Here is a 12643-nt window from a genome sequence, read left to right as displayed (position 1 = left end):
AAGGGGATCGGGACGTGGCTCCACAAATGGCTCTACGCCCGGTCGTGGGCCTTGCAGATTCCCTCCGGGAATCCGCCCGGCACTCGGGCTACCGGGGACTACTCGGCTCGCTCGCTTCACATCGCTCCATGCCTCGCAGCGTCGGATTGGCTTGATTTTGCTTGGCCTCATTCCACAGCGCATCCAATTCTCCCAAGGTACATTCGGCCAAGGCCTTGCCCCGTGCCGCCACCTGTTCCTCAATGTATTGGAACCGCCGGGTGAACTTGCGGTTGCTGTCCCGCAAGGCCGATTCCGCATCCACCGACACATGCCGGGCCAAATTCACCACCACGAATAGCAGGTCGCCGATTTCCTCCCGGATATGCGCCGCGTCCATTGAGGCATGGGCTTCCCGCAGTTCGTCCAGTTCTTCTTGGACCTTGTCGAACACCCCGCCGATCTCGGGCCAGTCGAAGCCATGCCGGGCTGCCCGCTTCTGCAATTTCTGGGCGTACATCAGGGCGGGCAGGCTCCCGGCGAGTCCGTCCAAAACGCTTTCAGTTGGTTCCGCCTTGCCCTTCTCGCGGCGCTCGATTTGCTTTGAGCTTTCCCAAAAGCTGTGCCGCTCTTCGTCGGTCTCGAACACCGTTCCGCCGAACACATGGGGATGGCGGCGGATCAGCTTGTCGGCGATGGCGGCGGCGACATCCTCGAATGCGAACAGGCCGCGCTCGCTGGCGATTTGCGAATGGAAGACCACCTGCAACAGCAAGTCGCCCAATTCCTCCCGCAAGTCGTCCGGGTCGCCCCGCTCGGCGGCGTCGGCCACTTCGTAGGCTTCTTCCAGGGTGTAGGGCACGAGGCTGGCGAAATCCTGCTTGATGTCCCACGGACAGCCGGTTTCCGGGTGGCGCAGGCGGGCCATGATGTCGAGGAGTCGTAAAGTGTTTTGCATCGTTGCCACTTTATAGAGCGTTGAAAAATCGTAAGGTCGGTGCAGTGTATCCTACCGGCCCTTTCCATTTGACCCCACCTACACCCTTCCATGCGCGTCCTCGCCGCCTATATCTTCGTCATCCTGCTCTGGTCCACCACGCCTCTCGCCATCAAATTGAGCGGCGTCGGTCCTGGCTGGTTGTTCGGCGTGACCGCCCGCATGGGCATCGGCTTCGGGTGCGTGTGGCTGCTGCTGGCGGTGCTGCGTCGGCCTTTGCCGTTCCATCGCACGGCGCGGTGGAGCTATGTGGCGGGCTCTGTGCAAATCTACGGCTGCATGATGGCGACCTATTGGTCGTCCCAGTTCATCCCGTCGGGCTGGCTGTCGGTGGTGTTCGGCCTGACGCCCTTGCTCACCGCGCTGATGGCGGCGATTTGGCTGGGTGAAAAAAGCTTGACCCCGCTGCGGTTGCTGTCTTACGGGCTGGGTGCCGGCGGCTTGGCTGCGATGTTCGGCTCGGCGCTGGCACTCGGACCCGACGCGGCTTGGGGAATCGGCGGGGTGTTGGTGGCGGCGTGGCTGCAAGCGGCTTGCTCGGTGTGGCTCAAACGCCTTGATGCCCGGTTGCCTGCCTTGGCGCAGGTGGCGGGGAGCTTGTCGCTATCGTTACCGGCGTATTTGCTGACGTGGGGGCTGGCTGACGGAAACTGGCCTGAGCAGTTGCCGCCCACCAGTCTGGCTTCGATTGTCTATCTCGGCACCATCGCCACCACCGCCGGGTTCGCGCTGTATTTCTTCGTGTTGAAGCATCTGCCCGCCACGCAAGTGGCGTTGATTACGTTGGTGGCGCCGGTGTTCTCGCTGCTGCTGGGTCATGCGGTCGATGGCGAGCCGGTGGGTCCGCGAGTGCTGGCGGGCGCCGGCTTGATTGTCGGCGCCCTGTTGCTGCATGAGATTCCCAGGTGGGAGCGGGCTTCAGCCCGCGATTAGGAGGGTAGGTCGTGGGCTAAAGCCCACTCCCACTAAAACTCGCCGCCGAAGTTCTCCCGGTAGCGCTCTTTGAAAGCGTTCAGCGTGAAGGAGTGATTCTGGGTGCCATGGGTTTCCACCTTGATGGCACCCATCAACGAGGCGATGCGGCCCGTGGTCGGCCAGTCCAGCCCTTCCAGCAAGCCATAAATCAACCCGGCCCGGTAGGCGTCGCCGCAGCCGGTCGGGTCGAGCGCCGCTTGCGGTTTGGCGGCGGGGATTTCGATGACTTCGCCGCCGGTGTAGACCAGCGAGCCGCTGGCGCCCTTGGTGATAATCAGCGCTTCCACCTTCTGGGCCAATTCCTCCGCCGACAGGCCGGTGCGCTCCTGCATCAACTGGGCTTCGTAGTCATTCAGCGTCACCCAAGTGGCTTGCTCCACGAAAGCCAACAATTCCGCGCCGTCAAACATCGGCATACCCTGGCCCGGATCGAAGATGAACGGAATCCCCGCCTCGGCGAACTGGGCGGCGTGCTGGATCATGCCATCCTTGCCATCCGGGGAGACGATGCCGAGCTTGATGCCCCGGTGGGTGGGCACGCTGTTCTCGTGGGAGAAAGACATGGCGCCGGGGTGGAAGGCGGTGATCTGGTTGTCGTCCATGTCGGTGGTGATGTACGCCTGGGCCGTGTAGTTGTTGTCCAGCACCTTGATGAAGTCCTGGCTCAGCCCGCAATAGGCCAGCCATTGGGAATAGGGCGTGAAGTCTTTGCCCACGGTCGCCATGATGAGTCCGTCGCCGCCCAACAGCTTGAGGTTGTAGGCGATGTTGCCCGCGCAGCCGCCGTACTCGCGGCGGAGTTCCGGCACCAGGAAGGACACGTTGAGGATATGCACCTGCTCCGGCAGGATGTGGTGCTTGAATTTGTCTTGGAACACCATGATGGTGTCGTAGGCCATGGAACCGCAGATTAGAGCCGTCATTTGGTTATTACCTTGCGTTGTTAAATGAAAATCGTGGCCGGGCCGACGGTATCGGCGTGGCGGGTTGTCAGGGCTGGTGGGCGAGGTCGGGATGCCGGGCCGCCTTGACTTCATCCAGCCGCCGCACCGGCAGCGTGTGGGGCGCGGCCTTGAGGATTTCCGGCGTGGTGTCCGCTTCCTTGAGGATGGCGGTCATGGCGGCGACGAAAGCGTCCAGGGTTTCCTGGCTTTCCGTTTCGGTGGGTTCGATCAGGCAGCACTCGGGAATCAACAGCGGGAAGTATACGGTGGGCGCGTGGAATCCGTAATCCAAAAGCCGCTTGGCGAAATCCAGCGCCGAGACATGCCGCGCTTTCGCCAGCGTTTCCAAAGTGATGATGAACTCGTGGGTGGCGCGGCGTTGCGGGAAGGCCGGTTCGAACCCCGCCGCCGCCAGCCTCGCCATCAGGTAATTGGCGTTGAGCGTGGCGATTTCCGCCACCCGCTTCATACCCTCGCGGCCCAGCATCCGGGCGTAGATATAAGCCCGCAGCAGCACGCCCACGTTGCCCGCGAAGGCCATGAGCCGACCCATGCTGGCGGGGCAATCGGTCTCGTCCAGCAGGCGGTAGCGTTCGCCGTCCCGCGCCACCACCGGCAGCGGCAGGAACGGCAGCAACCGTTCGCCCACGCCCACCGGACCCGCGCCGGGACCGCCGCCGCCGTGGGGCGTGGAGAAGGTCTTGTGCAGGTTGAGGTGAATGACATCGAAACCCATGTCGCCGGGCCGCACCTTGCCGAGGATGGCGTTGAGATTGGCGCCGTCGTAATAGAGCAACCCGCCCGCGCCGTGGACGGTGGCGGCGATAGCCTCGATGTTCCGGTCGAACACGCCCAAGGTGGACGGATTGGTGAGCATGATGCCCGCCGTCTGCGGACCCACCGCCGCTTTGAGGGCGTCCACCTCGACGTTGCCGTCCGCATCCACAGGCAATTCCCGCACGGTGAAGCCACCCATGGCCGCCGAGGCGGGATTGGTGCCGTGGGCGGCGGCGGGCACCAGCATTTCGGTGCGGGCCAGGTCGCCGCGCTGGCGGTGATAGGCGCGGATCATGGCAACCCCGGCGAATTCGCCCTGTGCGCCCGCCGCCGAGGCCAGTGACACCCCGGCCATGCCGGTAACTTCCTTGAGGATTTCCTGCAAGTCGAACAGACAGGCCAGCGTGCCCTGTCCGCCGCGTTCCAGCCCGTGCGGGTGGACGTTCTGGAAGTCCGGTAGGCTCGCGAGGGTGTGGCACGCCTTGGGGTTGTATTTCATGGTGCAGGAACCCAGCGGGTAGAACTGGGTGTCGATGGAGAAGTTCTTCTGCGAGAGGCGCGTGTAATGGCGCACGGCGTCCAATTCGGAGACTTCCGGCAGTAATGGTTTGGTTTGGCGGAGGTATTCGGGGGGTATGTCGGTGGGGTTATCCGCTGCTTCCGGGACTTGGGCGGCGGCGGTGCGGGTGGGGCGGGAGAGGTTGAAGATGAGCATGATGCCTCCTGGTAAATCCCTGAAGATTGGGATTATCGGATTAATTCCGCTGGAATTTGCGGTATTTCCGCCTCGCGCATCTCTCGGCAAAAGTCCCCCGCGCTGATGGTTTGCCACGGCAAGTCCTTTCGGAAATCTTCAAGGCTTGGCAACGTGTAGGTAATTACGTCTTCGGCCTCCCGGTTCAATTCATCGGCATGGCGATTGATTAACTCAATATCGCGCTGGATGTTCGCTTGCTTGGAAATAAAGGATTGGAACCATTCCGAGAATTCAGCTAGCTCGTCGGGTGACAAATGGGCGATGGCGGTTTCAAGTTCTGCGATTGTGTTCATAATCGGATATTGTGTGGAATCACTAAAAACGGCGGTAGTCCCTTATATTGAGTGGTTGCCCAATGGAACAACGAGTGGCCTCATTTTGTCGCCTAAGTATTTATGAGGATAAGGCCATGCGCTGCCCCGCACTGCCATTCCGAGGTCATCGTGAAGAACGGCTCCAACGGCGTCGGCACACCGAAGTTCCGGTGCAAGGCGTGCTCCCGGCAATTCCTCGAGCACCCCAAGAACCCGCGGGTCACGGACGCGGAGAAGGACCTGATCGACCGGCTGCTCCTGGAGAAGCGTCCTCGGGCTTCGTTGGTTCACTAGCCACACCGGCAAATCTCATCTAACCGATTGTTTTATATGCGTATTTAAATAACATGAATTCCGGGAGAACCTCTGGTATTTCATTCATCACTACAACGCCCAACTCCGGGAGGGGTTGGCTTAATATGGGTATATCAAATCACTCAATATAAAGGACTACCCATATTGGTTGCCTCGATATTGGTGGAGTGTATTCATCAAGCTCTGTAGCCCGGATAGAGTTTACGGAATCTGGAAGGATAGGGACTCCATTATCCCGAGCTCCACCGAGCTTCCTTCATCCACACAGCTAAGCTGGCCGCACCTTGGGTTGAAGAGCAAACCCCAGAATTTTGCCGAATGAATTTGCTGGAGTTCTGCAAAGATGCAACCTAGCCTTGGTTCTGACTCCACGACGGTCTCCGTAGAGCGCCTGCAGAAGGAAATGTTAGGACTCACGGGTGAAGCGGAAGACTACCGAATTTTCAACCTTCCCAGAAAGTCCAATTTCTTTGCGAAGGTCACGGCGAAGCAACCGAAAAACTTCATCAATTTGTGCTCTACGACCAGCCGCGTGTTGCCGAAGATAGCTTACCGTCGCTGCAACTTGCTCAGGAGTGCCAAGTAGCTGAATGTCGGCAACGGCGGATTCAAACGCTAACATCTGAGCTTCCGTCTTTGCTTCTCGATTGGCCGCAGACTCAAGACGACGATATACCTCCAACAAAAACTGAACACGTAAATCGCGACGTTTGTTTTGACGATCACGATAGACATTGAATTGATGTGCCGCGAACCACCCAATCACCGCAACAACAGCGGGGACAGCATATTTCAGCGTTTCTGAATCGAACATGGCGAATCCTAACGAATGATTGTGCGATTACCTGTCGCGCCGGTTAAGGGTGGTAGCTAGGCAAACACTTTTCGTCTAACCCAAGGTCTCCACCCGAATCCGCTTCACCTTCCCGCCAATCGTCGGCAGCGCCTCGATCTTGGCGATGGCCTCATCCAATTCCCGTTCCCGCACCTTGTGGGTGAGCAGGATCACCGGCAACTGGGTTTCGCCCTTCGGCGGCTCCTTCTGGATGATGGCCTCGATGCTGATGCTGTGGTCCGCCAGGATGCGGGTCACGTCGGCCAGCACACCGGGCTTGTCCTCGGCGCTGAGGCGGAGGTAATAGGCCGTCTCCACCGCGCCGATGGAGAGGATCGGCACGTCGGTGATGGCGCCCGGCTGGAAGGCCAGATGCGGCACGCGGTTGTCGGGGTCGGCGGTCAGGGCGCGGACCACATCCACAATGTCCGCCACCACGGAGGACGCCGTCGGCTCCGCGCCCGCCCCGGCGCCGTAGTACAGGGTCGGGCCGACCGCGTCGCCCTTCACCAGCACCGCGTTCATCACGCCGTTGACGTTGGCGATGAGCCGCCGCTCAGGAATCAGCGTCGGATGCACCCGCAATTCAACGCCTTCGACCGCCCGGCGGGCGATACCCAGCAGCTTGATGCGGTAGCCCAGCGCTTCGGCGTAGGTCACGTCCAGCGCGGTGATGCCGCTGATGCCCTCCACGTAAGCCTTGTCGAATTGCAGCGGAATCCCGAAGGCGATGGACGCCAGGATGGTCAGCTTGTGGGCGGCGTCGATGCCTTCCACGTCGAAGGTCGGATCGGCCTCGGCGTAACCCAGCGCTTGGGCTTCCGCCAGCACATCGCCGAAATCCCGGCCCTTCTCCCGCATCTCGGTCAGGATGAAATTGCAGGTGCCGTTGATTATCCCTGCTAGCCATTCCACCGTGTTGCCCGCCAAGCCTTCCCGCACCGCCTTGATGATGGGAATGCCGCCCGCCACCGCCGCCTCGAAGGCCACCATCAAGCCCTTTTCCTGTGCCCTGGCGAAGACTTCGTTGCCGTGCAGGGCGATGAGCATCTTGTTGGCGGTGACGACATGCTTGCCCGCGTCCAGCGCTTGCATCACCAAATCCTTGGCCGGGTCCAGGCCGCCGATGAGTTCCACCACGATGTCGATGTCGGGATCATTGACGATGGAATAGGAATCCGTGGTGAGCCGAATCCCGTCGGTATCGCAGATGCGGGCGCGGCTCAAGTCCCGGGCCGAGGCGGCGACGATCTGGATTTCCCGGCCCGCCCGGCGGGTGATTTCCGAGGCGTTGCGTTTGAGTACGCGGACGGTGCCGCCGCCGACCGTGCCCAGGCCGAGCAAGCCGATTTTTACTGGTTTCAAGTGAAAGTCCTCGTGCAAGTTGAGATAAGGCGGATTGTTATTGTTCCCAGGCTTCGGGTCAAAGCCGTTAAGGTAAGTGATTTTTTCTCCCCGGCCCAGTGGGCAGTGAGCATCTTGGGTTTCGTTCTTTGCACTGGCCGCGCAAAGCTTGGGCCGTTGTCCTTAAAGCTTGGCGTGATTGGCATTGTGGTTCGTGATATCAAGTAAGATATTCTTCCATTCACCCAATAACAGAGGGACGCCATGGCAGCCACCGCCGAAAAGCTTTCCATCACCCTACCCGCCGAGATGGCGCGCTTGATCCGCGAGAAGGTCGGGACGGGTGCCTATGATTCCGACAGCGAAGTGATCCGCGAGGCCGTGCGCGGCTGGATGGACCGCGAGCAGAGCCTTGCGACACTCGACACCGCCATAGCCCGGGGCTTAGCCGATGCTGAGGCCGGGCGCGTCCAAGACATCGATGCCGTGCGCGGTGAGTTGCGGTGCCGGTTCGAGTCATGAGGGTCGTTATCACTGATGCCGCCAAGACTGACCTGATCGAGATCGGGGGCTATATCAGCCAGTACAGTCCCCGTCGGGCGGCATCCTTTCTCGATGAGTTGCTCGACCACTGCGAAGCCTTGGCCGACATGCCCCGCGCCTTTCCGCTGATACCGCGCTATGAGCGCCACGGCATACGGCGTCGTGCGCATCGGGACTATTTGATTTTCTACCGCGTCGGCGAAGGTTTTGTAGAGGTCATACACATCCTCCATGGAGCGCGGGATTACGAGGCGCTGCTGTTTCCCCAAGAAATTCCAGCGCGGTAGGGTGGGCATGAGCGCCAGCCCAACCCACCGACCGACACCGACCATTTCTTTTCGATCAACGCTCGGTTTTCCCCTGCGCTTAGCGAGCATCCCCGCCTGTTTCCCGCCCGCCTTGGTGGTTTCCCAACCCCGGCTGTTTATACCGCGCCATCCTTACGGAACATGTTCTTAATGCCGCGAATCGCCTGCCGGGTGCGGTGTTCGTTTTCGATCAAACTGAACCTCACATGGTCATCGCCGAACTCGCCGAAGCCAATCCCCGGCGACACCGCCACCTGCGCTTCCAGCAGCAGCTTCTTGGCGAATTCCAGGGAACCCATGTGCCGGTACTGCTCGGGGATGGGCGCCCACAGGAACATGGTGGCCCTGGGCTTCTTCACGGTCCAGCCCGCGCCGTTCAGGCTGGCGCACAGCACATCGCGGCGGATGCGGTAGGTTTCGCAGATTTCCGCCACGCAATCCTGCGGGCCTTCCAGCGCGGTGATGGACGCCACTTGGATCGGCGTGAAAGTGCCGTAGTCCAAATAGGACTTGATTCGGCCCAGCGCCGCGACCAGCTCCCGGTTGCCGACCATGAAGCCCACCCGCCAGCCGGGCATGTTGTAGCTCTTCGACAGGGTGAAGAACTCCACCGCCACGTCGGTGGCGCCGGGCACTTGCAGGATCGAGGGCGCCTGGTAGCCGTCGAACACGATGTCGGCGTAGGCGATGTCGTGGATCACCCAAATCTTGTACTCGCGGGCCAGGGCCACGACCTTCTCGAAGAAATCCAATTCCACGCACTGGGTGGTCGGGTTGCCGGGGAAGTTGAGGATCAACATCTTGGGCTTCGGCCAGGAGGTCTTGATGGCCTTTTCCAATTCTTCGAAGAAATCCACACCCGGCATCAACGGCACATGCCGCACGTCGGCGCCCGCCAGCACGCAGCCATAGGGGTGGATGGGATAGGCGGGATTTGGCACTAGCACGGAATCGCCCGGCGCCAGCGTGGCGAACATTAGGTGGGCCAAGCCCTCTTTCGAGCCAATGGTGACGATGGCCTGAGAATCCGGGTCGAGGTCGACCCCGAAGCGGCGCTCGTACCAGCCGCAGATGGCCTTGCGCAGGCGGATGATGCCTTTGGAAACGGAATAGCGGTGCGCCGTGCCTTTCTGCGCGACCTCCACCAGCTTATCGACGATGTGTTGCGGGGTGGCCTTGTCGGGGTTGCCCATGCCGAAGTCGATGATGTCGACCCCGGCGGCGCGTTCCTTCGCCTTGAGTTCGTTGACGATGTTGAAGACGTAAGGCGGCAGACGTTTGATGCGTTGGAATTCTTCCATGCGGGTCTCTGTGTGGGTGTGAGAGGCGAAGGGAAATCGTGTTGGCTCAGCCTGTCCCTATAGGCCAAAACAACCCTTCGACATGCTCAGGGCGAACGGACTGTTGGGACAGGCTAAGCCAAACAGGTAAAACTACCCACGCGGCCATAGGCTGTCAACGGCGCTTATGGCCCATCAGAATTTATATAGAGTGAGTCAGGCTCGTGTTGCTTCCTAGCCCGCCACCAGAATCCCATCCACCACGTCCTGCACGCCCGGCACATACCAAGCGTCCTGCACCGCCAAATAGCGCTCCTCGTTGCTGAGCAGCGTGCCCGCCAGGGTCACTTGGCCGTGTTGCGCCTTGATTTGCAATTGATCCGCCCGGACCAGCGGGTCTTTCTCCATCACCATGCGGATCGCGTCGGCCAGTTCGTCGTCGGTTTCTTGTTCCGGCGGGACCACATGCAGGAGGTTTTCGACCGATTCGCAGCCGACCGCCCACCAGGCCAAGACTTCGGCCATGCGGCGGTGGGTCAGGCTCAGCACCTCGCCCGTAAGAATCACGGTGCCGTCCTGAGCTTCGATCTCGACGCGGTGATTGCCCCATTCGTCGCGGACCTCGCGCACCGCCTCCAGCCGGTCGCCATCGCGCAAATACAAACCAGAGGTGTTGAACGCGGCTTCGGTCTGCAACAGGTTGACCACCTCGTCACGCAACTTGCCCGCCCCCTCGGATTCCGGCACGGCCACCCGCAGCCGGTCCAGCACCGGGGCTTCATGGGAGCGGCTGTGGGCGATGTGGCGGGCGATGCGCTTGGCCGCGATGTCCGCCACGGTGCCCTCCAACACGAGCGTCCCGTCTTCTGCTTTCACCCGGATGGGAAAATGGCGGGCATCGACGCGGGAATCCTGTTCCAAGTCGGCGAGGATGGATTTAATCAAGGCTGGATTGAGGTTCGACATGACTGACTCCCGGTGTTTGCTGGCTTAATCAATTGCTGCGTGGGAGCGGTTTCTAACCGCGCCCGTGCCCCGGCCCGATGTTCGGTCGCGGTTGGGAACCGCTCCCACGGGCACCCACTCACCGGCTCCAGGCGACCCTCAACAGGAATTCGTTCTCCTGGTAATTGAAATCCAACTCGCCCTGATAAGCGCGATGCACCGCTTCCCCCGCCGCGCGGGCCAGTTGCGGGTCGGTGAACGTCACCAACAAGCCGCCGTCGGATGGCTCGTCGATGCCCATGATCCGTTGCAAGGCGTGCTCGGCCTTCTGGTTCTGCTCCACATGGCGCATCAGGTGTTCGATTTCCTCCCGGTGCCCGGCCAGGAACTCGCCGCGCAACGTGAGGAACCCCGCCGGGCAGTGGTCGCGGACCCGCTGGCAGGCCGGGCAAAGTTCGTGATGGGCGGCGGTGGGCGCGGCGTGCCATTGCCAGCGGCCCGCGTGGTAAGCGGCGCCGCACTCGGGGCAGACGGTGGGCTCGGCCAGCTTCTTTTTGGTGTGGTAGGGATCGTGGATCAATTCCTGGATGCGCCGGTCTTGGCGGTCGGCGTGCGGCAGGTTTGGGGATTGGGTGTGGCTCACGGCGGTTCTCCTTGGTCCTTGGAATCCGTAAATGGCGACTCGGGGTTGTTCCGGCGGGCATGAATACATGCCCGCCCTACGCTTGGCTTTCCCGGTTAGACCGCGTTCAATGCCACTGGCTTCATGACCGCCCAGAGATTCAAGGCGCGTCCGCCCCTCGTTCCGCCCCCCCATTTCGGGCGACAATAGCCCATCGTCATAACTCACCTTTGAAAGCGCCGTGAAACTCCGAATCGCCATCGCTCAACTCGATTTACTGGTCGGCGACGTGGCCGGCAACGCCCGCCAAGTGCTAACCGCCGCCGCCGACGCCCGCGACCGCCTGCACGCCCAGGCCGTGGTCTTCCCCGAACTGACCCTATCCGGCTATCCGCCCGAGGATTTGATCCTGCGCCCGGAATTCCTGGCGGCGGTGATGCGCGAATTGCGCGCGCTGGCCGGGCAAATCCACGGCATCACAGCCATCGTCGGCTTCCCGGAGCCGCAGGTCGGAATGCCCTACAACAGCGCCGCCGTGATCCGCGACGGCGTCATCCACACGATCTACCGCAAGCAAGCCCTGCCCAATTACGGCGTGTTCGACGAGAAGCGCTATTTCCTGCCGGGCCATGCGCCCTGCGTGTTCGATCTAAACGGCGTGCCGGTGGGCCTGACCATCTGCGAGGACGTCTGGCTGCCCGGCGCGGTGGAGCAGGCGGCGGAGGCGGGCGCCAAGCTGGTGCTGAACATCAACGCTTCGCCCTATCAGGCCGGAAAGTCCAGCCAGCGCGAGGCGGTGGTGTGGGAACGGCTGGCGGTGGCCGGGGTGCCGCTGGTGTATGCCAATCTGGTGGGCGGGCAGGATGAACTGGTGTTCGACGGCGCGTCGTTCGTGATGGACCGCGAGGGCAGGGTGGCTTATCGGGCGCCGGAATTCGAGGCCGTGCTGGCGGCGGTGGATTTCGAGTGCGGCGAGACGGTAGAACCCATCCCCGGCGACCTCGCCGAGCCGCTGCCGGAAACGGCGAGTGTCTATAAAGCGCTGGTGACGGGCATCCGCGATTACGTCACCAAGAATCGTTTCAAGGGGGCGGTGCTGGGGTTGTCGGGCGGCATTGATTCGGCCCTGACCTTGGCCCTCGCCGCCGATGCGCTGGGGCCGGAGAACGTGGAGGCGGTCCTCATGCCGTCCCGCTACACCGCCGACATGAGCAACGAGGACGCCGTGCTGGAAGCCGAAGCTTTGGGTTGCCGCTATCACATCATCCCCATCGAACCGGCTTTCAACACCTTTCTCGACATGTTGGCCCCGAGCTTCGCGGGTCTGCCGCCGGACATCACCGAAGAAAACATCCAGGCCCGCTGCCGGGGCATTCTGTTGATGGCGTTCTCCAACAAGGCCGGCAAGATTCTTTTGACCACCGGCAACAAGAGCGAGATGAGCGTGGGCTATGCCACTTTGTACGGCGACATGGCCGGGGGTTTCGCGCCCTTGAAGGATGTGCCGAAAATGCTGGTTTATCGGCTTTGCGAATACCGCAACAGCCTGTCGCCGGTCATTCCTCAACGGGTCATCGACCGTCCGCCGTCGGCGGAATTGCGGCCCGACCAGAAGGACGAGGATTCGCTGCCGCCTTATCCGGTGCTGGATGCGATTCTGGAATTGTATGTGGAGCAGGATAAGTCGGTGGGCGAGATCGTCGCGGCG

At 61.6% G+C, this 12643-nt stretch carries 14 protein-coding genes; 5 read left to right on the top strand and 9 right to left on the bottom strand.

Annotation, left to right across the window (positions count from 1 at the left end; all coding sequences use genetic code 11):
* Positions 1 to 88 precede the first annotated feature (88 nt).
* Complete coding sequence (mazG, locus tag ACXWUF_RS09880) at positions 89 to 937, bottom strand: nucleoside triphosphate pyrophosphohydrolase (protein WP_458494505.1); 849 nt, start codon at positions 935 to 937, stop codon at positions 89 to 91.
* A gap of 90 nt (positions 938 to 1027) precedes the next feature.
* Between mazG and ACXWUF_RS09875 the strand changes: the two genes are divergently transcribed.
* Entirely contained in the window at positions 1028 to 1909 is an 882-nt protein-coding gene (locus ACXWUF_RS09875; RefSeq protein ID WP_458494504.1) for a DMT family transporter, read from the top strand.
* Between the two features lie 32 nt (positions 1910 to 1941).
* On the opposite strand, the gene ACXWUF_RS09870 is transcribed toward ACXWUF_RS09875, so the two are convergent.
* From ACXWUF_RS09870 to ACXWUF_RS09860, 3 genes are all read right to left on the bottom strand, one after another.
* Entirely contained in the window at positions 1942 to 2874 is a 933-nt protein-coding gene (locus ACXWUF_RS09870; protein WP_458494503.1) for a carbohydrate kinase family protein, read from the bottom strand.
* 67 nt (positions 2875 to 2941) lie between these two features.
* A complete protein-coding gene (gene gcvPB, locus ACXWUF_RS09865) occupies positions 2942 to 4387 on the bottom strand; it encodes an aminomethyl-transferring glycine dehydrogenase subunit GcvPB (protein WP_458494502.1) in 1446 nt (481 codons plus the stop codon).
* Positions 4388 to 4419: 32 nt separating this feature from the next.
* Positions 4420 to 4722, bottom strand: a complete 303-nt coding sequence (locus ACXWUF_RS09860; RefSeq protein ID WP_458494501.1) for a hypothetical protein — start codon at positions 4720 to 4722, stop codon at positions 4420 to 4422.
* A 102-nt stretch (positions 4723 to 4824) separates the two neighbouring features.
* Here ACXWUF_RS09860 and ACXWUF_RS09855 point away from each other — a divergent pair, with 102 nt between their 5' ends.
* Complete coding sequence (locus ACXWUF_RS09855; protein ID WP_458494500.1) at positions 4825 to 5037, top strand: IS1/IS1595 family N-terminal zinc-binding domain-containing protein; 213 nt, start codon at positions 4825 to 4827, stop codon at positions 5035 to 5037.
* A 427-nt stretch (positions 5038 to 5464) separates the two neighbouring features.
* Here ACXWUF_RS09855 and ACXWUF_RS09850 read toward each other — a convergent pair whose 3' ends face one another.
* Both ACXWUF_RS09850 and ACXWUF_RS09845 read right to left on the bottom strand, forming a co-directional pair.
* Positions 5465 to 5872, bottom strand: a complete 408-nt coding sequence (locus tag ACXWUF_RS09850; protein ID WP_458494499.1) for a hypothetical protein — start codon at positions 5870 to 5872, stop codon at positions 5465 to 5467.
* A gap of 75 nt (positions 5873 to 5947) precedes the next feature.
* A complete protein-coding gene (locus ACXWUF_RS09845; protein ID WP_458494498.1) occupies positions 5948 to 7258 on the bottom strand; it encodes a homoserine dehydrogenase in 1311 nt (436 codons plus the stop codon).
* A 243-nt stretch (positions 7259 to 7501) separates the two neighbouring features.
* On the opposite strand from ACXWUF_RS09845, the gene ACXWUF_RS09840 reads away from it, so the two are divergent.
* Both ACXWUF_RS09840 and ACXWUF_RS09835 read left to right on the top strand, forming a co-directional pair.
* Complete coding sequence (locus tag ACXWUF_RS09840; protein WP_458494497.1) at positions 7502 to 7759, top strand: type II toxin-antitoxin system ParD family antitoxin; 258 nt, start codon at positions 7502 to 7504, stop codon at positions 7757 to 7759.
* Entirely contained in the window at positions 7756 to 8067 is a 312-nt protein-coding gene (locus ACXWUF_RS09835) for a type II toxin-antitoxin system RelE/ParE family toxin (protein WP_458494496.1), read from the top strand. The genes ACXWUF_RS09840 and ACXWUF_RS09835 overlap by 4 nt, the downstream gene beginning before the upstream one ends.
* A gap of 137 nt (positions 8068 to 8204) precedes the next feature.
* Here ACXWUF_RS09835 and alaC read toward each other — a convergent pair whose 3' ends face one another.
* The 3 genes from alaC to ACXWUF_RS09820 all read right to left on the bottom strand — a co-directional run bounded on the left by alaC (position 8205) and on the right by ACXWUF_RS09820 (position 10956).
* Positions 8205 to 9389 carry an alanine transaminase gene (alaC, locus tag ACXWUF_RS09830; RefSeq protein WP_458494495.1) on the bottom strand — a complete coding sequence of 395 codons (1185 nt, stop codon included), beginning with the start codon at positions 9387 to 9389 and terminating at the stop codon, positions 8205 to 8207.
* A gap of 213 nt (positions 9390 to 9602) precedes the next feature.
* Positions 9603 to 10334: a BON domain-containing protein gene (locus ACXWUF_RS09825; protein ID WP_458494494.1), complete on the bottom strand. Its 732-nt coding sequence runs from the start codon at positions 10332 to 10334 to the stop codon at positions 9603 to 9605.
* A 118-nt stretch (positions 10335 to 10452) separates the two neighbouring features.
* On the bottom strand, positions 10453 to 10956 hold the full coding sequence (locus ACXWUF_RS09820) for a BCAM0308 family protein (protein WP_458494493.1): 504 nt from the start codon (positions 10954 to 10956) through the stop codon (positions 10453 to 10455).
* 220 nt (positions 10957 to 11176) lie between these two features.
* Here ACXWUF_RS09820 and ACXWUF_RS09815 point away from each other — a divergent pair.
* Positions 11177 to 12643: NAD+ synthase (locus ACXWUF_RS09815; protein ID WP_458494492.1), on the top strand; the 1467-nt coding region annotated here is incomplete at its 3' end.

It is taken from the genome of Methylomagnum sp., from assembly GCF_054333355.1.
This window is presented reverse-complemented; position numbering and strand designations above follow the sequence as displayed.